The sequence below is a fragment of the Leptospira langatensis genome, assembly GCF_004770615.1.
Lineage (GTDB): Bacteria > Spirochaetota > Leptospiria > Leptospirales > Leptospiraceae > Leptospira_B > Leptospira_B langatensis.
The window spans coordinates 111711-134684 of record NZ_RQER01000001.1; the positions used below are offsets into that span (position 1 = coordinate 111711).

General features: G+C 44.0%; 21 protein-coding genes. 10 read left to right on the forward strand and 11 right to left on the reverse strand.

The annotated features are described in order from the left end of the window. Positions 1-127 precede the first annotated feature (127 nt). The 6 genes from EHO57_RS00435 to EHO57_RS00460 form a co-directional block, all read right to left on the reverse strand. A complete protein-coding gene (locus tag EHO57_RS00435; RefSeq protein WP_135646820.1) occupies positions 128-1237 on the reverse strand; it encodes a glycosyltransferase family protein in 1110 nt (369 codons plus the stop codon). 97 nt (positions 1238-1334) lie between these two features. Further along, positions 1335-2393, reverse strand: a complete 1059-nt coding sequence (locus EHO57_RS00440) for an NmrA family NAD(P)-binding protein (protein ID WP_135646821.1) — start codon at positions 2391-2393, stop codon at positions 1335-1337. A 28-nt stretch (positions 2394-2421) separates the two neighbouring features. Next, on the reverse strand, positions 2422-2748 hold the full coding sequence (locus EHO57_RS00445) for a hypothetical protein (protein WP_135646822.1): 327 nt from the start codon (positions 2746-2748) through the stop codon (positions 2422-2424). 91 nt (positions 2749-2839) lie between these two features. Then, positions 2840-3154 carry a YciI family protein gene (locus tag EHO57_RS00450; protein WP_135646823.1) on the reverse strand — a complete coding sequence of 105 codons (315 nt, stop codon included), beginning with the start codon at positions 3152-3154 and terminating at the stop codon, positions 2840-2842. A 239-nt stretch (positions 3155-3393) separates the two neighbouring features. Next, positions 3394-3921, reverse strand: coding sequence for a TetR/AcrR family transcriptional regulator (locus EHO57_RS00455; RefSeq protein WP_167882315.1), 528 nt, complete (start codon positions 3919-3921; stop codon positions 3394-3396). Positions 3922-4177: 256 nt separating this feature from the next. After that, positions 4178-4807, reverse strand: a complete 630-nt coding sequence (locus EHO57_RS00460) for a TetR/AcrR family transcriptional regulator (RefSeq protein WP_135646825.1) — start codon at positions 4805-4807, stop codon at positions 4178-4180. Positions 4808-4887: 80 nt separating this feature from the next. On the opposite strand from EHO57_RS00460, the gene EHO57_RS00465 reads away from it, so the two are divergent. Both EHO57_RS00465 and EHO57_RS00470 read left to right on the forward strand, forming a co-directional pair. Beyond that, positions 4888-5547: an efflux RND transporter periplasmic adaptor subunit gene (locus tag EHO57_RS00465; protein ID WP_135646826.1), complete on the forward strand. Its 660-nt coding sequence runs from the start codon at positions 4888-4890 to the stop codon at positions 5545-5547. Continuing rightward, positions 5544-9881: an efflux RND transporter permease subunit gene (locus tag EHO57_RS00470; RefSeq protein ID WP_135646827.1), complete on the forward strand. Its 4338-nt coding sequence runs from the start codon at positions 5544-5546 to the stop codon at positions 9879-9881. The genes EHO57_RS00465 and EHO57_RS00470 overlap by 4 nt, the downstream gene beginning before the upstream one ends. A gap of 55 nt (positions 9882-9936) precedes the next feature. On the opposite strand, the gene EHO57_RS00475 is transcribed toward EHO57_RS00470, so the two are convergent. The 5 genes from EHO57_RS00475 to EHO57_RS00495 form a co-directional block, all read right to left on the reverse strand. Then, entirely contained in the window at positions 9937-10734 is a 798-nt protein-coding gene (locus tag EHO57_RS00475) for a TrmH family RNA methyltransferase (RefSeq protein ID WP_135646828.1), read from the reverse strand. Then, entirely contained in the window at positions 10731-11600 is an 870-nt protein-coding gene (locus EHO57_RS00480; protein ID WP_135646829.1) for a class I SAM-dependent methyltransferase, read from the reverse strand. The genes EHO57_RS00475 and EHO57_RS00480 overlap by 4 nt, the downstream gene beginning before the upstream one ends. Positions 11601-11602: 2 nt before the next feature. Further along, complete coding sequence (locus EHO57_RS00485) at positions 11603-12913, reverse strand: class I SAM-dependent rRNA methyltransferase (RefSeq protein ID WP_246050421.1); 1311 nt, start codon at positions 12911-12913, stop codon at positions 11603-11605. A 16-nt stretch (positions 12914-12929) separates the two neighbouring features. Beyond that, positions 12930-14216, reverse strand: a complete 1287-nt coding sequence (locus EHO57_RS00490; RefSeq protein ID WP_135646830.1) for a citrate synthase — start codon at positions 14214-14216, stop codon at positions 12930-12932. 157 nt (positions 14217-14373) lie between these two features. Next, on the reverse strand, positions 14374-16629 hold the full coding sequence (locus EHO57_RS00495) for a lytic transglycosylase domain-containing protein (RefSeq protein ID WP_135646831.1): 2256 nt from the start codon (positions 16627-16629) through the stop codon (positions 14374-14376). 75 nt (positions 16630-16704) lie between these two features. Between EHO57_RS00495 and EHO57_RS00500 the strand changes: the two genes are divergently transcribed. The 8 genes from EHO57_RS00500 to EHO57_RS00535 all read left to right on the forward strand — a co-directional run bounded on the left by EHO57_RS00500 (position 16705) and on the right by EHO57_RS00535 (position 22963). Further along, the gene (locus EHO57_RS00500; RefSeq protein WP_246050422.1) at positions 16705-17964 is read left to right on the forward strand and encodes a hypothetical protein; all 1260 of its coding nucleotides are present in this window, start codon (positions 16705-16707) and stop codon (positions 17962-17964) included. A gap of 75 nt (positions 17965-18039) precedes the next feature. Beyond that, positions 18040-18810, forward strand: coding sequence for a hypothetical protein (locus EHO57_RS00505; protein ID WP_135646833.1), 771 nt, complete (start codon positions 18040-18042; stop codon positions 18808-18810). Between the two features lie 126 nt (positions 18811-18936). Continuing rightward, positions 18937-19380, forward strand: a complete 444-nt coding sequence (locus EHO57_RS00510; RefSeq protein WP_135646834.1) for a bactofilin family protein — start codon at positions 18937-18939, stop codon at positions 19378-19380. Positions 19381-19401: 21 nt separating this feature from the next. After that, the gene (locus EHO57_RS00515) at positions 19402-20379 is read left to right on the forward strand and encodes a PdxA family dehydrogenase (protein WP_135646835.1); all 978 of its coding nucleotides are present in this window, start codon (positions 19402-19404) and stop codon (positions 20377-20379) included. Then, positions 20379-20843 carry a hypothetical protein gene (locus tag EHO57_RS00520; protein WP_135646836.1) on the forward strand — a complete coding sequence of 155 codons (465 nt, stop codon included), beginning with the start codon at positions 20379-20381 and terminating at the stop codon, positions 20841-20843. The genes EHO57_RS00515 and EHO57_RS00520 overlap by 1 nt, the downstream gene beginning before the upstream one ends. A 63-nt stretch (positions 20844-20906) precedes the next feature. Continuing rightward, positions 20907-21236, forward strand: coding sequence for an ArsR/SmtB family transcription factor (locus EHO57_RS00525; RefSeq protein ID WP_135646837.1), 330 nt, complete (start codon positions 20907-20909; stop codon positions 21234-21236). A gap of 42 nt (positions 21237-21278) precedes the next feature. Further along, positions 21279-22334: an ACR3 family arsenite efflux transporter gene (arsB, locus tag EHO57_RS00530; protein WP_135646838.1), complete on the forward strand. Its 1056-nt coding sequence runs from the start codon at positions 21279-21281 to the stop codon at positions 22332-22334. After that, on the forward strand, positions 22331-22963 hold the full coding sequence (locus EHO57_RS00535; protein ID WP_135646839.1) for a low molecular weight phosphatase family protein: 633 nt from the start codon (positions 22331-22333) through the stop codon (positions 22961-22963). Before arsB ends, EHO57_RS00535 begins: the two co-directional genes overlap by 4 nt. Positions 22964-22974: the final 11 nt, after the last annotated feature.

Here is a 22974-nt window from a genome sequence, read left to right on the forward strand (position 1 = left end):
AAGAGATTATCGCAGAATTAGACTCAGTTCCAGTTTATAAACAACAGTTTAGCGTTAGTCGGAAATGACATACATTCTGTCAGGATAATTAATAAAGTAGATTTGTAATTTAAATGTATCTTGTCGTTTAAGATATGAGCTCTTCTATGAAATTTAATATGTCATAGATCGCGTTCTTTTCGAATCTAGGGTCCGGCTTGGGTTGATTCTCGATCGCTTTACGAGAAGAAGGATCCCAGTGGAAAGAATAGATATTGTTATGCGAAATGTAGGCCGAATTGAATTTGGATCCTAACTCTTTCACTAAATAAGGATACTCAGGGAAATCACCTCTATCCGTATACAAAACGGGTGTGCCGGCAAAGTAAGCTTCGCTTAAGATCCCATAGCCCGGTTTCGTTAATACGAAATCGCAGGCACGGAGAAGATCGGGATAATGGCATTTGGGAATGGAGACTAGTCCCAAATGATTTTCCCCTTTCCATTCGACCCCTCCTACTACGATCCGTTTTTTAGATGGATCCCAATTTTTCCAATCGAATTGGGTCGGATCGATCCCATAGGCACCGAAAGAGAATAAGTAGTATTGAATTCCTTCTTCGAAGCCGTAATATCTACGAGCGGATTCTTTGTCCAGATTCGGCTTACGACCGAGCAATCCTATCTCTCTTGTATTCCGGATAGAAGTGATAGGACAAGAGAGTGGAAGCACGAGTCCCAGATCACAGTTTTCATATTCTTCTTTCAATTCTTGGGAGAAGGATCGGAATATCGGATCCTCATATTTCGAGTAAATAAAGTCCCAGGTGAAATTTCCCAAAAACAAAGATGGAATATGCAAAGAAGATGATAAACAAAACGGAAGAGAAGAAGAATCAGACCAGATCAAATCCGGAGTCTCGGCTCGGAGACTCTTCGTTTGCTTGTCTAAAAAAGATTCCTTGTTCTTTCGAAAGATCTCGATCTCCGATTTGGTAGCTTCCAGATCCATTCCGAGCGAATCTCTTTGGATGATCCCCACGTCGGGTTTCTCGGATTCAAAGCTGAATCTGTCTTTTACTCTTCCCCAGAGTCCTTTATCGTCCAGAGATCTTGCAAATTCTTCTCCTCTCGGAGAGATGATCCGGACAGACCAATCCGGTCTGAGTAAAAGTATATTACTGAGTGCCTCTAAGGATCGGCTGATATGGCCGAACCCATGTCCACTAATATATGCCGAAATCTTGATGTTACTCATCTATCCAAGGTTGTGCCAGTTAGGAAAGATTCAACTCGGAAAGAAAGCAGGGCGCGAATCATAAAAGATCGCGCTTTTCTATTTCATGCTTCACAGTTTAACTTTTGACGTTACTATGTTCTGCTAACCAGATCTGTGAATCTATCGAAAACTTTGGTTTCGCCGGACGTGAAATTCCTAAACCTGCCTCATATCGAGAGAACGGAAGAGGTACGAACGGTGTAATTGCAAACTGAAATATTTCCTTTAAGTAGTTGAGTGGGGATCGATTGAAACGAGGAAGGGCAGCGTATCGTCGGGCCACCATCTCGAATGTTTCGGGGTCACGACCTGTTACCCGTCGAACGTGATCCGTAGGGGCTCCCACTTGGAAAGCTCCTCGACGAGCATCCTCGATATAATTCTTCATAACACTTACGACAGAAATGGGATTACCCTCGAGGCGCGCTGCTTTTAGGAAGATCTCCGGAGGGGTTGGAGCCAACTTCACTTTGCGTCCAAGAAACCTACTGAGTGTTGCCGCCATATCTTGCCCGGACAATAGTTCTGGACCTGTTGGTCTGTATATTTGTCCAGCATGCCGACTCGGATCCATTAGAGCAGCGGCTGCAACTCGGCCGATATCATCAACGGAAGGAGGGGCATTCAAGCCTTTGCCAAACGGCCAGGGAAATATGCCGAAGTAGACGGCCGGGGCGAGTGCAGATAGATATGGTATATCCGCAAAGAAGCCTGGATTCACGATCGTTAGTCCAATCTCGGGGATCATTCTAAAAATCCGATCAATCAACCAGTGGTGACGAGTGGAAAGCGAAGGATGAGTCGGACTAGAAAGCCATTGTGTCATAAGCACTATATGTTCAAGACGAGCCTCTTTCGCGGCTGTCGCAAACACTGTAGCTCCCTGAAGCATTGCTGGATCGACCGGGGGCAAATAATAAGCGCGCTGCACACCTTGAAGAGCCGCCGCAACAGCCTCTGGATCACACATATCTGCTACTGCAATCTCAACTCCCTGAGCTCGAAGTAGGCGAGTTCGTGTATCCTCCGTCCGTACCATTGCTCGCACCGGATACCCTGCGTCTTGTAGTTCTTTAAGGACGATGGCTCCAGTCCTACCTGTCGCGCCCGTTACTAAAATTTTTGGTTTACCCATATTGACTTCCTTTACTTATTCTTAATATTTATTCAGGCCGTTTATCGCCCAATAAGAGCCCGAGCGGCAATAGAGGGCCGATCGGAATGAATTGTTCTTCGACGAGACTTTCCTTTGAAAATGGTAAATCCTCAATGATGTCTCTCGCCTCCTCAACATCTTTGCAGTTCAATATGAAAATGACTCCGCTTCCATCAGCCTGCATAAACCACTGCTGAATCTTGCCTTCCATATATAACGCAACGGTCGCGCGAATTTCTTCGGGCATTACTTTCATAATTTGATCTGCCTTAATACTCGGTTTTCTGGAAAGTATAGTAAGAATCCCGGTTGTTTTGGGTAATTTAATGTTCACAAATTATCTCCTTGGTTTTATTTCTACTTACTACGTTATGGATCTTTTATAGGATTATAATTATAATCCTATAAAAGATAAAAAATACTGATTAAATGGTTTTTTCAAATGAATGGCTGAGCCAGTCCTTTAGGAAAACTTGATACTTAGCCGGGACGAACTCCTTATAATTATACTTCACGCAATTTTGTTTGAGGAAAGGATCATCCTTCATCATGTCCAGCAATTCTTCTTGAGAAGAGGACTTAGCGATGATCATTCCTCCGATCCTTGGAACTTTCGGACCGGATAAAAGCAATACGCCTATATCATACTGGACTTGCAGGAATTCCCTATGGGCAGGCGTGACCTCATCTATTTTTTCGATTGGGGCGACGTATTCTATTTCGATCAGGAAAAATTTCATAGGTTTTTACTTCCTTTATTAGATTATAATCGTAATCCTATAATCGATTAAAAAAGATATTAGAATGGATCAAGATCCTGTTCAAATATCGCAAATCTACAAACGCTACCTCTGGTTAAGTAGCTATCGTTTTGGATAGGCTGGTTTATTATTTTCATCGAACTTTTCTTGTTTCAACCCGCTTTTTCTTAATCTCATGAACCGTTATTTATTGGATTATGATCATAATCCAATATCTGTTAAAAAGAACGGAAGCTGTCAAGCAAAAAGTCTCGAACGGAATTCAGAATCCCTTCCCTAACTTTTTGATCGGGTATAGTTCGCGCGACAATGACAGCTCCCGCCATGGAAGACATAATGATAAAGAAGTTTTTTTCCTTTTCCGAAGCACTTTTTCCAGGCATGAGAGGCAAGACATCCTGACGAAATTTGATAATAGCTAACACGCTACGGTTCTTGATATTAGATTTGGCTCGGGCAAGTTCCGGAGCAAGGGCGGCGATCGGGCAACCGGTATCTATTCGATCACAACGTTCCAGTGACAAATAAGTATTTACTATCCCTCTCCAGCCTTCGCCTGATGCAGTTGCGGCTTTAATAAAAATGTCTGTGAGTTCCTGAAAGCTTTCCTCAACAGCCTCTACAATTAAATTGTCGCGACTTGCGAAATGCTTATAGAAGCCTCCGTGCGTTAAACCGGAGGCTTTCATCAAGGCTGGGACGGCCGGTCCTACGAGACCTTTAGCTCGGATTTGACGAGAAGCCATTTTTACAATCTTCTTGCGGGTTCTTGATTTATGATCTTCATCGTATCGCATATTGATTAGGCTAGTTAGACGTTCCGAAAATTGTCAAGTCTATACATAAAGTTTTTGAAAAGCTTCATTCACTCTTGGATAAGAAACGCAACCAATAGGATTCCCATTGTTCTATCGATTCGCTTGAACGTGTTTAAGCCTTACGAATTCGAAAACGCAGGACTTTGCATACCTCTAAAATGAGCCGTAAAAGATATGGGAGGAATTATTTGGAAATCGGTTTTAGAGCAAAAAACATCTTATCTAAGATCTCATCTAAAGATTTGTGTGCGGACACTTTATCGATTTTTAGGAAATCCAGCTTGTCATTCTGTAATAAGGAGCAGAAACCGTGGAGGCTTGTCCAAATAAACACGGATATTTTTAGAGGATCTTCACTGATAAAGAGTTCTTTTTCTTGCATGACCTGCACCATAGTGACGAGCTCTTTAAAGGTTTCCCGTGCCTGTTCTTCATTTTGAGTATTATCTGGAGCGGAATGGTGCTTATAGGCGAACATCATTCCGTAAAAGTCAGGATGATCCAAAGAAAAATCTAAATAAGCATGCCCCATGATCCTACAAGAAACCTCTGCCTTCTGATTTTCGACGGATCTCCATCGGATCAAATACTCTAAAAACAATCGAAATCCTTCGCTTACAATTTCCTCTATCAATTCCTCTTTTGAAGCGAAATGTTTATACGGAGCTCCGTGAGAGACTCCAAGTTTTTTTGCAACTTCTCTTAAGCTTAGGCTTTGCTCGCCTTTCTCTCGGATGATTTTAAGGGCCGCTCGGATACACGCCCTCTTTAGATCGCCGTGATGGTATTGCTGTTTTTTTTTCTTTTCAGGCATAAAAAAGTAGACAATGTCTACACCGTTCGGGGACTCTTGTTTTTGGATAAGTAGACATTGTATACTTATGTTGATTTACAATGCAAACAATTAAATCGTTCATAATCCCACTTATTATAACTCTTTGCATTTCTCTGATTGCTGGTTGCAAGAAGAGACAGCCGAAGAAGAACCAAGCCGGTCAATTCGTTAAGGTTATCGCGGTCGAATCCGTAGCTCCCGAAAAAGGTTATCCTACTTTCGGCAAGATCGTACCTGCCTTCGGAAGAACAAAGTATAAATTCTCTCCGAATGCGTCGACCGAATTCGATCTGAACGTGGATGTTCCTCCTGAGATACTATCTGCAGTGCCTTTAAGATCCGAGGTAAAAGTCAAATTGCCTTTAACGAATTCTGTACCAGTATCAGGAATCGTTCTCTCTAAGAGCGAGAACCGTTTATTGGTGAGATTCAGATTTCAAGGGCGAAGCATTGATGAATCCGGAGCCGAGGTTCTATTCCCGCCATATATCAAAAGTAAATTCTTTGCACTGCCTATTGGGAGCGTAATCGGTCCGGAGGGAAAGAATCCTTATGTATTCAAGATCCAGGATGGCAAGGCGATTAAATTAAAAATAGAGCCACAAGGGATTTATGAAAACAAAGCATTGGTCTCGGGTCCATTTCAAAGAGGAGACGAGATTGCGGTAGAGGGAATGGAAAATCTCGCGGATGGCGAAGATGTGAGGGTATTGAAATGAAATTCTCGGAACTTATTTTTAAATATAGGAAGATCACATTATCTTTGGTTTTCACTCTCGGTTTTCTTGGGCTCGTTTCCTGGATCACTATGCCGAGAGAGGAAGATCCTCGCTTGAGCGATTTCAGAGGAGTTGTTACTGTAATCTATCCTGGTTCTACTGCAACTGAGATGCAGAGACTTGTCGTAGAGCGGATTGAGGATGAACTTTCCGAAATAGAGGAAATTAAGGAAACCCAAGTTACTGTGCGTTCCGAATTCGCTCTACTGCGAATAGATCTAAGAGATTCCGTTACAGGAACCAAAGTGGATACTGCATGGAGAAAAGTAGAGTCTGCGTTAGATGTGGCTTATTCAAAATTTCCACAAGGTACTTATAAACCGAAATTAGACAGGAACGTAAATCAGCAGGACGCTTTTATTTTCGCAATTACGGGCTCGGAGGATCCTCTTTTGCTTTTGGACTTTGCGGAGAAGTTAGAAGAGGAACTTTCTTCACTTCCTCTTGTTGCTAAAGTAAATATTTTCGGAGATCCCGGAAAACAGATCAGTATTAATGTAGATGATTCCATTTTAGAAAAATATGGCCTGAATTATGAGCAGATCTTAAGAGCGTTAAGGGAAAGTAATCGCAACATCCCTTCGGGATCGGTAAGAATCGATGCCCAGAGAGTAAATATTGAAACGAACTCAGGCTTTAAGAGCTTAGAAGAGATCAGACAATTCCCCATATTATTGAACTCTGGAAATGTTGTTTTGCTCGGAGAGATGGCCAAAGTCGTTCGTTCGCCAGATTTTCCGATCAAAGAAAAAATGTTTCTGAACGGAAGGCCAGGCATTGCGATCGGAGTGGTGCCCAAGGCAGAAATCAGTCTATTAGATTTCGGTAAACAAGTTAGGTCTAAAGTTGATTTGCAGAAAAAGAAAAATGCGAATTTGAAAATAGAAGAGATCAGTGTTCAGCCGGACTATGTAAAAAGTCGTTTGGACAATCTGTCGGCCAATTTGTTTTTTGGAATATTGATCGTGGCAGCTGTGCTGATCCTCGGAATGGGATTTCGGATCGGTCTTCTTGTCGCCTTATTGGTTCCGGTAATATCCTTAATTTCTCTAGGGTTGTACGGAATTGGCGGAGGCGTCTTAAACCAAATGTCAATTTCAGCCTTCGTTATGGCGTTAGGGTTGCTCATTGATAATGTGATTGTAGTGGTAGAAGGAATACAGGAGAAGTTAGACGAGGGAGCTGATTTGGGCAAAGCCTCTAAGGAGACGATTGATGAATTTATAATACCCCTTGCTTCAGCAACTGGAACGACAGTCGCAGCTTTTCTTCCGATGTTAGGAGCTTCCGGCACTGTCGCTGATTTTACTAGGAGCATTCCTACTGTTGCTATCCTTTGCCTAATCGTTAGTTACTTCTTTGCAATTTTCGTAACCCCGAACATCGCCCAGGCTTTCTTGAAGAAAGGCTCGGCCAAGCAATGGAAATTTACGGAGAGGTTGGGGGAATGGGTCGCTTCTATTGTAATTAGCAGATCGAAGAGTCTTTTTCTTTTTGCAACGGTTGCCGTAGCCATCACGGGCATAGCGTTCGGGCTTTTACCTAAGAAATTCTTTCCTTACGCGGATAGAAACCAGTTGGTCGTGAGTATCGAGTTGCCTGAAGGAACGCATTTGGATGAGACGACTAAGATCGCTCTCAAGCTGGAAGAAGGGATTCGGGGATTAAAGGGCTTGAGAGCAACGGCAACTTTTGTAGGAAGAAGTACGCCTCGATTTTATTACAACCTGAATCGTTTGCCGAATGCGCCTCATATCGCACAAATACTAGTCACTGCCGATGATTTTTCTGCTGCTCGGAAAATGATTCCATTCATAGAAAAGTCGGCGTCCGAGCTTCTTCCTTCCGTGAACGTCATAGTAAGAGAATTACAACAAGGACCTCCTGTAAATGCACCGATAGAGATACGTTTAGTTGGAGACAACGAAGAAGAACTGATTCGAAGTTCCGAGAATGTTCTTTCCATAGTAAAAAATCTGGAAGGAACCAGAAATGTCGTTCGGGACGTAGGAATTGGATCGCCTAATATCCGCTTTTCGATTAACGATGCTTCTGCAGCTAGATTTGGATTGACTAGAAGGGAAGTCACTTCGGCACTTTTGGGCAGAACGATCGGGCTCGATGCGGGAGAATATCGCTGGGAAAAAGAACCAATCCCGATACGCCTTCGTTCCGAAGAGGGGGATGAAATTTCTCTGGAAAGATTAAGAAAGGCTTATGTAGCTCAAACTAGAAATTCGAGTTTAGACGTTAGCCATCTCTCTTCGGAAGAACTCCTTTGGAAGCCGTCCGTATTTCATCATTACAACAGAAGACTTTCCGTTTCGGTTACTTCGGAATTATCGAATGGTGCCAGCTATACGAAGGTGATTTCTGAATTTAAGGAAAAACTTAAAGGATTAAACCTACCTGAGGGAATAGAAGTTATCTTCGGAGGGGAAGCGCAAGCATCGGGAGAAGCAAATACCGCCATTCTTAGAGCCGTACCACTTGCCTTGATCCTATTTTTAGGATCTTTACTCTTTGAATTCAATTCGTTTAAGGAAGTAGGGATAATCCTTGTTACAATACCTTTATCTTTTATAGGAATTGTTCCAGGCCTTTTGCTTTCCGGAAATGCTTTTGGATTCATGTCCTTGATCGGATCTTTGGCTCTGGTCGGAATAGTAGTTAATAATGGCATTCTCATAATAGATCATATGAAGATCTCAATCGCTTCAGGTATTTCTCCCGAAGAAGCGACGCGGTTAGCAATCCAAAGGAGGATTCGTCCGATTCTTCTCACCACCGCCACTACGATTGCAGGAATGCTTCCTTTAGCATTCTCCAACGCTACTCTATGGCCTCCATTTGCATGGTCTATCGTTTCCGGATTGCTTGTATCTACTGCCCTCACTTTGTTTATCGTGCCTTCCCTATATTTGATTGGTAAAAGAACTCGTGTCGATTTAACAGTAAGTGGAAAGGGACGCGGCCTTTTAAGAAAGTCCTTGTTTTTTTCGATTTTTATAATCTTTCCTTCTTTCGTTTTCTCGCAAGAAAAAGGAACTACTATGACTCTCCGGGAAGTCATAGCTCAGTCGGGAAAGGCGGGCTTAGTTACATCTTCTGAGGCCAGTAAGGAGTCGTTGAACTACGATACTCAGACTTTATCAAGAGATGTCTATATGCCTAAGCTTAGGGCCTCAATGAACAGGGTCTTTCTGGATCAGTCGTTACCGGCCAGAGGAGTTACCCCGGGAGGGATCGGTGGTCTTGAGAAATCCTTTTACCAGGGATCCGTCGAGATAACCCAGAATCTATTCGATCCTTCTAATATGTTTTATTTGATCCCCGCAAAAGAAAGAGCAGTCGAGGCGGAGAAGAATCGAGTGATCCGCATTCGGCAGGATGCGGAATGGGATGCGGCTTCTAAATTTCTGGATTCGCTTTCGGTTAGGGTCAAGATAGAAACCGTTTCCAAAGTAGTTTCCGAATTGAGCGGCAGAAAATATGAGGTAGGTAGACTATACAGATTCGGTCAAGTATTGGAAACGGATCTGCTTAGAGTTGATCTGGCTTTAGATGACTCCAAACAAAAATTGCTCTTCTTAAAAGGACAAAAAGAAGTTATAGATCTATCTTTAGGCCAAGCTGTCGGTTCTATGTACCCAGTGGAGCCGATCGAATTCAAATTGAACTTTGTTGAAGAACGAAGGGACTTCGAAACGATCCTTTCTGTGATCAAGCAGCAAAGAAAGGATTTACAAGCATTGCGAATCCAGATTGAAAGCATGGAAAAAGAAAAGGAGTCGATAAACAAGGAAGCTTTGCCTAAAGTCTTTGCCAAACTTGGTTATAATCACCAAGATAGCGGCCAGTTTACGAAGGATGATTGGTATTCCGGAACTGTCGGCGTTTCTATTCAACCTTTCGAGGGAGGAACCAGAGCGTCGAGAGTTGATTCCGTATCAGCGAAAATTTCCGGTTTGCGGGAAAAGATGAAAGATCTGGAAAGAGGGATCGGAGTGCAGGTAAGAAAGGCGTTGAGTGATCTCTCTGTTCGACAAAAGGATTGGGACTCGAAAAAGGACGGATACAGAAGAGCCTACGAAAATGCCGAAAGACAAAGGAATCGTTTTTTAAATGGCAAGGCCACCTTCTTGGAAAAGTTAGAGGCTGACGTGTTACGAAGAGAAAAAGAAGAGGAAACTAAGTTAGCCGAGTTAGAAAGAAACAGAAGTATTTTTTACTTAAGATATGTAATGGGTGAAAGTCTGATCGCGGAAGAATAGATCGGGATTGTTCCGACTCAGGTTGGATGATACCAACCATTCTGTTTAATTGCCATTAACGATTTTGTCTAAGCACCTCGTACATTAGGATCCCCGCTGACATCGCCAGATTCAAACTATCCGCAACTCCTTTCATAGGCAGGGAAATATATTCATCGCTTTTGGTTCTCGCATATTCACTCAAACCATATTGCTCGCTTCCGAATACGAGGGCCACTTTTCCTTTTAAGTTCCCGTCCCAATACAAGGACTTGGCCTCAGGTGTGACTGCTATGGTCCTGTAGCCTGCTTTCTTAAGAAGAGGATAGAGTTCGGAGATCTCCCCTTGGCGAACATCTAAAGTGAATAAGGTCCCTGTGGAAGATCGGATCACATTTGGATTAAATAAATCTAATCTAGGGTCCGCTACGAATACGGTTTCGAATCCTGCTCCTTCCGCGGTGCGAAGGATTGTGCCCAGGTTTCCTGGCTTCTCCACTCCTTCGATCACTAGGACGGGGGCTCCGCTTAGGTTGGGATTCTTAGAAAGAGAGAAGTCCGGTAAATTCGCGGTAGCGATCAAGCCGTCAGGCCTATCTCTATAGGAGATTTTCTCAAAGACCTGCTTCGGGACTAAAATCGTCTTTGCATCGATAGAAGAGATCAGTTCTTCTTCGTTTTCTCCTAAGTAACAGGCAGGGCAGGTGAGAATGTACTCGAACTCTATCTTTTCAGAAGCTTTGGCTCTTTGGATCTCTCTATAGCCTTCGATAAAGAAAGTATTGGATCTCTCTCGGTTTTTCTTTTCTTTTAGCCCGGAGATGTACTTGAGCTTCTCATTGGAGAAGCTTGTGATCTCTAAAGGCTTCTTCAAAGTTTCAACCTATTCGAATAAAAGATACAGTTGGAACCGGCAGGATGTGTTCTTCCGGTGGATTCAGCAATCGTGAGTTCTTCCGTTATGTATTTGCCGGGAGACTTGATCCTTCCTTCTAAGATCCTTCTGAGTGCGATTGGGCTGAACCCAGTGGAATGACAGGTCAGGAATACGAACTCGGGCTTGGAATCGCAAAGCTTCATGAGAAGATCCATCATTTCGGGGAGATCCTTTTCGATCTTAAATACTTCTCCACTCGCTCCTCTGCCGAAAGTAGGAGGGTCCAAGATAAATCCGCTGTACTTTTTGTTCCTACGGATCTCTCTATTCAGGAATTTTAATACGTCTTCTACGATCCAGCGTACCTTCTTGTCTGCGAGTCCGGAGACTTGGGCATTCTCTCTGGCCCATTCTACCATTCCCTTGGAGGAATCCAAATGACAAGCGTCCATTCCGCCAGCTAATACGGATAAGGTGGAAAGACCTGAATACGCGAATAGATTTAAGACTTCTCCCTGTCCTGCTAATTGGGAGGAGACATTTCGGATCCGATCCCAGTTCTGTAGTTGTTCCGGAAAGATCCCTAAATGTCCGAACGGAGTGAATCGGATCTTGACGGTAAGAGGAGGGATTTGGAGCAAGAACTCATCTTCCGGATCCGGACGAGATGAATTGTCCTTCCATTTCCAGTTCCCGCCGCCCTTATCGCTTCTATGATATTCTCCGTCTGCGTCCTTCCAAAGAGAGGCTTGGGTTGGTGGCCAGGCGGCAACGGGAGAAGGACGAATGACCTTGTACGGTCCTACCTGTTCCAATTTCTTGAAATTCCCGGAATCGATCAGTTCGTACGTGTTTTTTGCCATGATCAGATCTTTGTAGGAGCTCCTACAGGACTCACCCCTTTGTATATATGGACCTTGAAATACTTTCCTTCCGGAAATTCCTTCCTGGTAGGATGATCCTGTTCCGGGACCAGTCTCTCTAGTTCTCTATACTTCCATCCTCGATGCACTAGTGTTTCCCGGCCAATCTTTTCAAATTCGGATTCACGGATTCTTCCCGAGCAAGAGAGAAGGATCAGATCCCCTCCCGGTTCCAAATGAGAAAGTGCCTTACTGATTAGACTTCTATATGCCTTTTTTCCGGCTGGAATCGAGTTCTGGTTGGGTGTAAGATTAGGAGGGTCCAAAACGATCAGAGAGAATTTTCGATCTTCTAAGAAGTTCCAGTCTCTGAACAGATCTGCTCGAACGAGACTATGTTTACCGAATGTTTGGATCCGATTCTTTTCCTCGAAGGAAGGGTGTATCTCAGAAGAAGAGATCCTGGATGCAAACTCTTCTAACGCCTCTTTTGCACCGTCTACGGAAAAGATCGATCGAGCTCCCGCTTCTTCTAAGCAGGCGGAAGTGAGTCCTGTATGACAGAATAGATGCAGACATTCTTTATCTTTTGCTAATTCTCTTTTTTCTAATAGATAGGAGCGAAGGTTTCGGACATCCAGAAAGAATCCTCCCTTTTGGCCGGGAAGAGTAGTTTTCCATTTTACCGTTTCTAGAAAGATCTCTTCGTCGTACGGGGTTTCTCTTTTTCCTCGCGAGAAACGGACGGGAATTGCTTCTTCCGACCCTATCCTTTGGGGAGAGATCCAGAGGATTTTCTCCGGCAATGATTCTCCTTCTTCTTTTGCTTGGGAATATAGGATGCGAACGACCAAGCGGGAAAATTTCCGAAGAGATCTGGAATAGGTTTGGACCACCCAAGTCTTTCCATACCGATCCACAGTCACTCCAGGGAGTCTATCGTTCTCGCCGTGGACCAACCTGTATGCGTTCGTTTCCTCTCGAAGAGCTTTACGAAGTTGGAATGTATTCTTAATGGTTTGCTTCAAGCGATCCAGAGAGAAATCTCCTTCCGTTTGGATGATCCGGATCCCGATCGGCCCGTTGGAAGAATAGATCCCTGTTCCCAAGATCTCATTTTGTCCGGAGACTAGTTTCATCCAGTCCCCGTCTTGAAAGGCGGAGATGGCAGAAGAAAGATTTCCGTTCAGGATCCAAGGATGTCCCGATCTTAACACGGATTCGGAAGTCTTATTGACTTGGTAGCGGCGAAAGGATTTCAAGGTCTCGGAATATAAAAAAAGCAGAGGGATCTCTCCACTCTGCTTTTTCAAAATAGAAGAATCTACCTTACTTCTTCTTTGCGCTGTCGTAACTAGTATCGGTCGCGCCGGTATAGATCTGACGAGGTCTACCGATCTTCATATCGGGAGATTCGATCATTTCTTTCCATTGAGCGATCCAGCCCGGAAGACGTCCCATTGCGAACATCACAGTGAACATGTTCACTGGAATTCCGAGGGCACGATAGATGATACCGCTATAGAAGTCCACGTTCGGATAGAGTTTTCTTTCTACGAAATAGGAATCCTTGAGCGCTGCTTCTTCTAGTTCTTTAGCAATATCTAATAGAGGATCGTTTACTCCCAATCGGGAAAGAACCGCATCGCAAGCCTTCTTGATGATCTTTGCTCTTGGGTCGAAGTTTTTGTAAACCCTGTGACCGAATCCGGAAAGACGGAAAGCGTCGTTCTTGTCCTTTGCTTTCTCTACGATCTTTTTCACAGGAAGTCCGGACGCTTTGATCTCTAAAAGCATTTCCAATACTTCTTGGTTGGCTCCTCCGTGACGTGGTCCCCAAAGAGCGCAGATCCCCGCGGAGATCGCACCGTACAGGTTTGCGAGAGAAGATCCCACCAAACGAACGGTAGAAGTAGAACAGTTTTGCTCGTGGTCCGCGTGAAGGATAAGCAGCAGGTTCAAAGCCTTTACGATCTCCGGGTCGATATAATACTCTTCGCTAGGAACGGAGAACATCATGTTCAGGAAGTTGCTGCAATAATCCAGATGGTTCATCGGATGTACTGTAGGTTGTCCAAGAGACTTCTTGTACGCGAAAGAAGCGATCGTAGGGAATTTTGCCAGAAGACGGATCATGGAAATATGTCTGTGTTCCGGATTCTCAGGATCATAAGAATCTTGGTAATAGGTAGAAAGGGATCCGATCATGGTGGACATGATCGCCATCGGATGACCGTCTTTCGGGAATCCGTTATAAAGACGTTTCAGGTCCTCGTGGATCAAAGTATGCATGGTCAACTCTTTGTCCCATTCTTGCAGTTCTTTGTCGGAAGGAAGATGACCGTATATAAGAAGGTAAGCCACCTCGGTGAAAGTCGCTTTTTCCGCGAGTTGCTCGATCGGGATCCCTCTGTATCTTAGGATCCCCAACTCTCCATCCAGGAAGGTGACTGCGCTTGTGCAAGCTCCGGTGTTTAGATAACCGTTGTCTAGAGTGATGTATCCTGTTTGCTGTCTGAGTTTGGAGATGTCGATGGCCTTTTCGTTTTCGGTTCCGACGATGATGGGTAATTCGAATTCTTTACCGTCGATTTTTAAGATTGCGGTGTTTGCCATTTCTTGCTCCTAGTAATTTGGAATGGGTAAAATTTGAGAACAGTACGCTTAGACCGAGGAACATAAATCCATTTTGGAATTAAAGTCTTAGTCCTTAGTACTATCCTATGGATCTGAAAATCTAGACAATCCAAAAAAAAGGATATAGTAGCTTCGCCTAGCGGTTTTTGTACTGCCTCAAACTTTGGTAATTATAATAGTTCGACGTTACGATCCTGCAATAATCACGGGACTCTTTGGAGGGAAGTTCCTCCAGGAAATGATTAAAATCTCCGTGATAATGGTTCCTCTTCCATTTTCTAAGATTGCCTGGACCTCCGTTGTAGGCGATGGACGCCCATTTCAGATCGTTTTCATTGGAAGAAAGAAGGTATTTTAAGAATTTGGCACCCATTTGTATAGAAATTTCCGGATCAAAAAGGGAATAGGACTCGAGCCCCAGTCCATGGGCCAATCCTTTTCCAGTGGGGCCCATGATCTGCATCAGCCCTCTCGCATTGGAAGAAGAAACCGCGTTCTCTTTAAAGAAGGACTCCTGTCTCATTACCGCGTAAATAATATCCTCGTCTATTCCGAAGGATTGGGAAGAATGGGAGACCAGATCCCTATGTGGCCTAGGATAGATCCTAGACGCCAGTTTGGAAGGAAGAAGGATCACATCGTCCGGGATCCTTCTTCTTTTCATAAGATTTCTAGTATGAAATACGGTTAGGTATTGGTGCCCGGTCACTTCTCCTAAGGCTGCGAACAGTTCATCCTTTTCTTCTTCGGATAGTCCGCTTTGCTGCGCGAATTTGTCTACGAGAGAAGAAGCATAGGCTGTCTCTCCGATCTCCAAATATTCTTTAGCATTTTGTAATAGACGGTTCCCTCGGATCCTGCCGTGAGCGGAGTCGATCCGGATATCCAAAGAGAATGAATCCGGAAAATAGGCGAATTCCAGATCTCTGCCCATGATCTTGCCGGAATATTTAGGGTCTCCCGAAGTCAGGGAAAGATATTCGAATAGGCTATCCTTGTTCCAAACTGCATTGTCCGGTTGCGGGATTGCGGAGATCTCGGATTGGAATTCCTCTCGGATCACTCTCGTATAATAAGATCCCGGAATATAACGATAATAGGTCTTGAGCCAAAGAGTCAGTTCTTCCTGTTTTCCTTTGGACTTGAGATTTCGAAGATACCAATAGACCAATCTTCCTTTTACGGGGAGATTGGGTATCCTACGAAGAGATTCTTTCCAATAATTCTCCTCTAAGAAATGGGATTGGTCTCCAATGAGAAGATCGATGAGCTCATCCTGCCGGATCAGATTGTACGGGTTCTTTTCCAGAGAAGATAGAAGGCGATTGAAATACCTGTCCCTATCTCCTAACTTCTTATAGGCTCTCGCATACGCATATTCCACAGCCTCTGAAGAGGGTAGATTCGATTTTTCTAATAGATCCAGTCCTAAACGACCTAAACTTTGGTTGGACAATTCCACCGACATGGCAGCGGTAAACTCCGGAAAATATTCCGCAAAATTCCTATGCTTGTGGAAAAGTGCAGGCAAACGTTCCGGATACAGCGAAACCAGGGCTCTTGCGGCGGCCTTCCAGCTTTCGGGTCTTTCGAATCTTTGGGAGCTAAAGAATTGCTGAGAAGAAAGAAAGGATTTCTTTTCGTCCTTAGATAAGAAGGGAAGGAAAAGCACCGCCTTTTCCACGGAGATATGTTTATAGAAGGATTCTCCTTTCCAGCTTTCCAGATCGGAATGGATGTCTTTCTTCACATAAGAAGGAACATTTGCGTCGTCCATGAGGGCGTATAAGAGATCTTCTCCCTTTTGGGTCTCTCCGAATTTGTACAATGCCTTGGCATAGCGATAATAGGCCATGGCTCCGAAGTATTCCTTCTTATCCTTCTCCTGGAAACTTTCCGCGTATTCTTTTGCCTCTTTGAATTCCCCGGTCTCGTAATAGATCCTCAGGATCTCGACAATTACGTTTTTATAAACCGGATCGAACTCCGGAGGCATTTTCTTTAAATAGGAGATGAGATCGTGAGGACCTAGGCTTTTTCGTTTTACCATTTCCTCGTACAATTTCCAGAAAGTTACCTTGGTCACAGAGTTGAAAGGTGGAAGAGGATTTTGGATGAGTTGGTGCAGATCGTCCTTACTCACTCCTGCAACCATCTTTCCTTTCAGAAGAGAGACTAGATAACGAAGACGGGAATTCGGATCCCCGTCCGGATGTGTCTCGTGGAAACGGATAAGAGCGTATACTTCGGACTCGGTAGAAGGGGATTTTTCTCGGAAAATTCTTCTGATTTTTTCCAAACTATAGGACTTGATGAGGTATTTTAGATCGGCATCCCCGTAAAGACTGCCGAAAACTAGAAAAGGGAGTAACCCCAGGATCGTTTTTTTCATGCGGTTCTTCTTCTCTCAATCCGCCTAAAGAGCTTAGCTCCAAAAAGGGTCTTTATGCAAATATCGGTATCAGAAATGGAATGGCCAGAAATTACTTTGCGACATCCGGATTGGGAGAAAAAAAAGACTCCTTCCAAGTCCGGTTCTTCGGAGATCCTCCGGATCAAGACCAAGATCCTCGACCATTATAGCGGAAGCATTCTCACTCATCTTAAGCCGAATGAATGCTTTCGATCCGATCTGTTCGGAAAATTCAGATTTCATTCCCCTAGGATCGATTGGATCCGAGAAGATGGAATTACGGAGAGAGAAGAGAAACTTCTTCGTTTATTCTTCCAGGAACTACTGGATGAACTGAAAGGAGATCTGGTTTGGGATCCTGAGCTATTCTTCTTATGCTCCGCCTTTTTATTATGTGAGGAACGGATCCAAGAATACCATGAACTTTTGGGTTCCTTCGGATCGGATCTGCAAGAAGCAAAACTAGGAAGAAGGTTACTTTACTTCCTGGATCTAATCCCGGGAGAGCAGCTTTCTACGGAAGATCTGAGTGCAAAGGAAAGGCTTTCGTATCATCATAAGAAAGACGGTCTTAGTCCGGAAGAGCAGAATGAATTGTACGACTTGGTCATTTCTTCTCAAGAGCCGGACCTCTTAGGTTTAGCGTTCTATTATTTTAAGGAGAAGAAGGAGGGGATCCGCAATGTTCGTGTGTTAGATGCGATGATCTCTAGACGTATAGAAGAATTCGAACCCACCGAGATCAGATCCTTCTTAGAGCATTTCGATCCTACGCATTCTATCCTCGAGAGATTCTTCTTACTGAAGAAATGCGTTTCCAGAGATCGTTTGTCCTCTTGGGTCGCGGAAGAAAAGAAGAAGAATGGAAGAGAAGAACTCTCTGAGACTCTTCGGGATTCCATCCAAGAAGGAACGGATGAATCCTTATTCGATCGATTTAATGTTTTGAAGTCCCAAGGAATGTCCTATACTCTTAGGCCCTTCGAGCTTCTCGTTCTTTGGAATTCCACCTTGGCAGGCGAGTTAGATGCGGAGATGCTCTCTCTCAGAGCCAAGGCATCCAGTTCTTATTTAGTGGAAAGAGCGATCGCAGTCCAAGAATTCAAGGACAAGAAGTTTGCAGCCTTCCAGGAGAGACTTTCTTTGACCGGGCGCTTCCAATATACGCCTGAGCTCGTGTATCTAAAGGCGATCTCCTTCTTGGAAACGGGAAGGGTAGAAGAGGGAGTGCAGCTCATGGAGTCCTTGGTCTATAAATTCCCTCAGTCCGACTTCTTACGATTGGTTTTGGATCGATACAAGAAGAAGAGCTAGGATCCCTACTGCCAAAGATAATTTTCTTGCCCAGAGAAGATCGATTTTCTAAGATCAGTAGTACAAGTAACCCACATGGCAATCACCCAAGAACAAATTCTGGAACTCCAACGTCATCAAAAGATGATCCAGCAATTGGAGAAGATACTCCGCCTGTCCAAGAACGACGAGCAGAGATATCGGGTGACGAGGGACCTGGAAAAATACAAAAACAGAATGCGGGAGATCTCTCCGGAAGGAATTCCCGACAACTTGGAAAATGCGGCAGAGCAGATCCGAATGTTCCGAGAAAATCCGGACGCGGCAGGACGGATCCTGGCCAAGTATCCGATCATGAAGATCTCTCCCAACTCGAACGATACGGAAGTGAACCAGATCGGGACTTGGATCAATGTTCTAGATAGAGAATATCTTCCGATCCTGAATGAAACCCATATCCGCTTCGACTTCTCTCATGGAAACGAGAAGGACGGAGTGGTAAAGCATATGGAGAATATCCGACGCAATATCAAGGTGCTCACCGAGACGATCGAGGAATACCAAGCCGCCGAAAAGCAGGACTTTCGGGAGCAGCTGAGCCGGATGAAGAACAAGCAGACCAGGATCTTTATCGCAGAAGCATTCGAGATGTTCCAGAAATTCAACGAGTTCCTGACCAAGGTCTTGGGAGAATTCAAGGCAGGGGGAGGAGTGATCATGAATTTAGAAGACAATATCACCTTCAATCCTCGGTTCGAGAAAGCGGTTGAGTTGGAAGGAAAGTCCATCCCGGAGGCTCTGGAGGAATTCAAAGAATTCACCGGAGAAGTCCTGGATCGGATCAATGTTCCCAATATCAAACATTGAAATAGAATTCGGCCTAACTCAAAAACCAAGCCGAGACTAAAAAATTCCTTTTCCTAAGCCCAGGGGGCGTTTTATTTAGTGTTTACACCGGATCGGATCGATCCGAGGATATAGGATTCAGAATTCATGGCACTTGTTAAGAACTCCTCCGAAGTTACAAACTCCACAATCGGCGAAAACTCCTACTTCAACGGTAAGTTTTTCATCAATGGATCCTTAAAGATTGATGGAAAGTTCGAAGGTAAATCTCTGCAAGCGGAGCAATTGTACATCGGAGCTTCCGGAAAGGTTCGCACGAATATTACTGCAGCCAGCGTTATTATAGAAGGCATCGTGATCGGAAATATCACCGCTCGAAACAGAGTGATGCTTCTTCCCACTTCTAGGATCTTAGGAGATATCCGCACTCCGGAGTTGATCATCCAAAACGGAGTGGTCCTCGAAGGACGTTGCATTATTTCCAGCGATCTGAAGCATTCCAACAAGGATCATATCGAATTAGAATATGCAAAAGATTCTTTGACCTTGGAAAAACTCTTCGGAAAACAAACTGCCGCCAAGGAAGCTTGATCTTCCAGACGTCCTAGGGCCGTGGTTCCGATCCTTATCACAGAAGGAGATCCTTGCGGGATTGGCCCTGAAATCGTAAATCTATCTCGGGAGAAGCTAGCTGCTCATTCCCGGGAAAAAATCTTCCTCTTAATCAGTTCCAACTCATTCGTTTCTTATCCAGGCTGGAAAGATGTCGAAGAACCTACAAAACTCTCCGAACCCGGTCTCTATGTTTATAGAGGTAGAGGCCTCACTTCTTCCGAAGAGAAGACCTTAGAGATCGGAAAGCCTTCGGAGATCTCCGGAAAGGCCGCCTTTTCCTCCTTAGCGCTGGGAGTGGAACTACAAAAGAAACGGAAAGGCAATCTGATCACACTTCCTTTGAGCAAGGAGTGGGTCTTGAAATCCGGGGTTAAAGGATTCAGAGGACATACTGAGTACTTGGCGGATCAATATTCCAGACCGACTTACATGCTGATGGCGGGAAGGGAATTGAATGTGCTCCCTCTCACGACTCATGTGCCTTTGCAGAAGGTGCCTTTCTACTTGAAAAAAATCCATCTTCCTAGTTTAATCGCTGCGATCCGTTCGGCTCCCATCCAAAAAGAAGAGAGGATCGCATTCCTCGGATTGAACCCTCATGCAGGTGAGGGTGGCAAGGTCGGGGACGAAGAGAAGAAGATCCTCGCACCGATGATCTCTGCGATGAGAAAGGCTGGGCTGAATGTGTCCGATCCGTTGTCAGCAGACGGAGCGTTTAGTGAGACTTCTCGTCATAAATATTCCCTCTTCTTGGCCTGTTATCATGACCAAGGACTGATCCCATTCAAGATGTGGGAGGGAAAATATGGAGTGAATCTGACCCTAGGCTTGGATTTTATCCGTGTTTCACCGGATCATGGGACCGCTTTCGATATAGCAGGTAGCGGAAAAGCGGACCCCGAAAGTTTTCTGCAATGTTTAGAATGGGTCTCCAAGACTCTTTCTGCCGAGAATAGTTCTAGGAGTATCCATTGATGTTTCTCGCTCAGGCCGGTTCCAGTTTATTGCAACAGATCGTATTCCCCATCTTCCTACTTTGGTTCGTGGGATTGACCCTGGTCCTGATCCGAAACGATATAGAGATCATCTGGAAGATCGCGACCTTCTTCGTTTTCGTATTCTATTTCTTTCAATTCTTTCCGGAGCTAAAAGAAGCATACGAAAGATTGTCAAAATCCTATCCTGCGGAGATCCTAAGCTGGATCTACGGCTTGCCTAGAGCATTTTACTTTTTTCTGCTATTTATCTGGCCGATCACTGTGATTCGCATGTATTATACAGCTTCTTCTACGGTAGCTAATATGGCAGCAAGGACCCTGGTTGCCGCAACTATGGTGTATTGGATCTTCTTCTTAGTCTATCACCAGTTCTCTGCTCCGATCGATGAATTTATGAAAACGAAGTTTATCGACTATATAACCATGCCAGGAAAACAGTAATTCGCATCGCGCCGCCTGTTTTTAATCCTTGAAAAAATATTCCCAGAACAAGGATTCTTTCTTATGGGCATAACCAAAACCGAACTTTTCAATAAAAGGCAGAATAGAATTGCCTCCTATGCCAAAGCTCTAGGGCATCCAGCTAGGATCGCCATTTTAGAATCCATATTGAAGAGGAAGGCCTGTATTTGCGGTGACTTAGTCGAGGAGTTAAACCTTGCCCAAGCCACTGTTTCTCAGCATTTAAAAGCTTTAAAGGATACAGGTATTATAAAGGGCTCTATCGAAGGTCCGTCCATTTGTTATTGTATCAATGAAAAGGTTTGGATAGAGATAAGAGAATATTTTGACCTGCTTTTGTCCCAAGATCCGGAAACGAATATTTCCTGCTAAAAAATCTTTGACAATAATCGTAATATTGCGATAAAGCGATTAATGTCGGATTCTCCTAAAAAACTCTCCTTTATCGACCGCTACCTTACTTTGTGGATATTCATTTCTATGGGGGTTGGGATAGCGCTAGCCAAATGGTTTCCTGAATTTACGAACTTGATCAGAAATTCGGAATCGAATGGCACAAATATCCCGATAGCGATAGGGCTTATTTTTATGATGGTTCCTCCTTTAGCAAAGGTGAACTATAAGAGGATTCCAAAGGCTTTTGGTCGCAGAGATCTTATTATTTACTCCCTTATTTTGAATTGGATCATCGGACCTGCATTAATGTTTGTGCTGGCTATCCTTTTCTTTCCGGACCAACCGGAATACAGAATTGGGTTAATTCTTATCGGGGTGGCTCGATGTATTGCGATGGTTTTAGTCTGGAATGATTTGGCAGATGGAGATCGAGAAGTAGCCACAGGGCTTGTAGCTTTGAACAGTATCTTTCAACTATTTCTGTACGGGAGTCTCGCTTATTTCTTTTTAGGAATTTTACCCGGAGTCCTTGGATTCTCGAATTTTGAAATTGAAGTTCGTTATTGGGACATCGCAGGGAGTGTATTAATTTATCTTGGGATTCCCTTTGCCTTAGGTTGGATTGTCCGTACTCTTAGTATTTCTATAAAAGGAGAAGAATGGACGACGAATAAATTTCTTCCTATCATTTCGCCGGTTACTCTCATTTTTCTTCTGCTAACCATAATGATTATGTTCAGCCTAAAGGGGGACTCGCTTCTCTTAGTGCCTTTCGATATTCTTAAGATTGCAATCCCGCTTTTGAGCTATTTTATAATCATGTTCTTTCTTAGTTTCGGGTTAGGCCTGCTTATAAAGGCAGATTATCCGAGGAACGCAGCAATTTCGTTCACCGCAGCCGGGAATAATTTTGAATTGGCGATCGCAGTTGCGATCGGGACTTTCGGGATATCTTCAGGCCAGGCGTTTGTAGGAATTGTAGGACCTCTGATCGAGATCCCGGCTTTAATATTACTAGTAGGAATTGCAAAAATGCTTCGATCCCGATTTTACTCGGTTGAGGAAGCCGGATGAGTAATCTTTTCGAACCTTTAAAGCGGTTTCTCCAAGAAAGAGAAGCCGAATATTCTCTGATCGATCAAGATCGTAAAAGGATACTACTTCAATTTTCCGAGTCTATGAAATCGTCTTTGGCAATGAATAACTTATCCGAAATGGTTTTCGTTTGCACTCATAACTCCAGAAGAAGTCAGATCGCTCAATTGCTTATGTTAGCCTCCGCAGAATATTTAGGAGTATCTGGAATAGGTGCGTATTCTGGTGGAACGGAAGTTACCGCTTTACATCATAATTCAGCAATAGCTTTGGAGCAAATCGGATTCAAGGTAGATGTCGAAGGAACCAAAGAACCGAATCCTAAATATTGGATTAGCTATAAGAGTAAAATGATCCCCGTTACTGCCTATTCTAAATTGTATTCCGGCGCCGTGACTTCAAAAAGAAAATTCATAGCAGTAATGGTTTGTTCTTCGGCAGATGAAGCTTGCCCGTTCGTCCCTGGAGCATTTGCAAGGATTAGCCTACCTTACTCCGATCCAAAAGAATTCGACTCCTCTGCGGACCCAATCCAAGAATACATAAGAACTTGCGAAGAGATTGGTCGCGAAATGCTATTTGCATTGTCTAATGTAAAACAGGTTTAGGTGGAACAGCT

Excerpts from the sequence above, each read along its gene's own strand:
- EHO57_RS00520 (WP_135646836.1), top strand. The coding sequence starts at position 20,379 with ATGTTTCTCGCTCAGGCCGGTTCCAGTTTATTGCAACAGATCGTATTC.
- EHO57_RS00495 (WP_135646831.1), bottom strand. The coding sequence starts at position 16,629 with ATGAAAAAAACGATCCTGGGGTTACTCCCTTTTCTAGTTTTCGGCAGT.
- EHO57_RS00450 (WP_135646823.1), bottom strand. The coding sequence starts at position 3,154 with ATGAAATTTTTCCTGATCGAAATAGAATACGTCGCCCCAATCGAAAAA.
- EHO57_RS00470 (WP_135646827.1), top strand. The coding sequence starts at position 5,544 with ATGAAATTCTCGGAACTTATTTTTAAATATAGGAAGATCACATTATCT.
- arsB (WP_135646838.1), top strand. The coding sequence starts at position 21,279 with ATGTCGGATTCTCCTAAAAAACTCTCCTTTATCGACCGCTACCTTACT.
- EHO57_RS00500 (WP_246050422.1), top strand. The coding sequence starts at position 16,705 with ATGGAATGGCCAGAAATTACTTTGCGACATCCGGATTGGGAGAAAAAA.
- EHO57_RS00505 (WP_135646833.1), top strand. The coding sequence starts at position 18,040 with ATGGCAATCACCCAAGAACAAATTCTGGAACTCCAACGTCATCAAAAG.
- EHO57_RS00440 (WP_135646821.1), bottom strand. The coding sequence starts at position 2,393 with ATGGGTAAACCAAAAATTTTAGTAACGGGCGCGACAGGTAGGACTGGA.
- EHO57_RS00535 (WP_135646839.1), top strand. The coding sequence starts at position 22,331 with ATGAGTAATCTTTTCGAACCTTTAAAGCGGTTTCTCCAAGAAAGAGAA.
- EHO57_RS00480 (WP_135646829.1), bottom strand. The coding sequence starts at position 11,600 with ATGGCAAAAAACACGTACGAACTGATCGATTCCGGGAATTTCAAGAAA.
- EHO57_RS00525 (WP_135646837.1), top strand. The coding sequence starts at position 20,907 with ATGGGCATAACCAAAACCGAACTTTTCAATAAAAGGCAGAATAGAATT.
- EHO57_RS00465 (WP_135646826.1), top strand. The coding sequence starts at position 4,888 with ATGCAAACAATTAAATCGTTCATAATCCCACTTATTATAACTCTTTGC.
- EHO57_RS00490 (WP_135646830.1), bottom strand. The coding sequence starts at position 14,216 with ATGGCAAACACCGCAATCTTAAAAATCGACGGTAAAGAATTCGAATTA.
- EHO57_RS00455 (WP_167882315.1), bottom strand. The coding sequence starts at position 3,921 with ATGGCTTCTCGTCAAATCCGAGCTAAAGGTCTCGTAGGACCGGCCGTC.
- EHO57_RS00510 (WP_135646834.1), top strand. The coding sequence starts at position 18,937 with ATGGCACTTGTTAAGAACTCCTCCGAAGTTACAAACTCCACAATCGGC.
- EHO57_RS00460 (WP_135646825.1), bottom strand. The coding sequence starts at position 4,807 with ATGCCTGAAAAGAAAAAAAAACAGCAATACCATCACGGCGATCTAAAG.
- EHO57_RS00435 (WP_135646820.1), bottom strand. The coding sequence starts at position 1,237 with ATGAGTAACATCAAGATTTCGGCATATATTAGTGGACATGGGTTCGGC.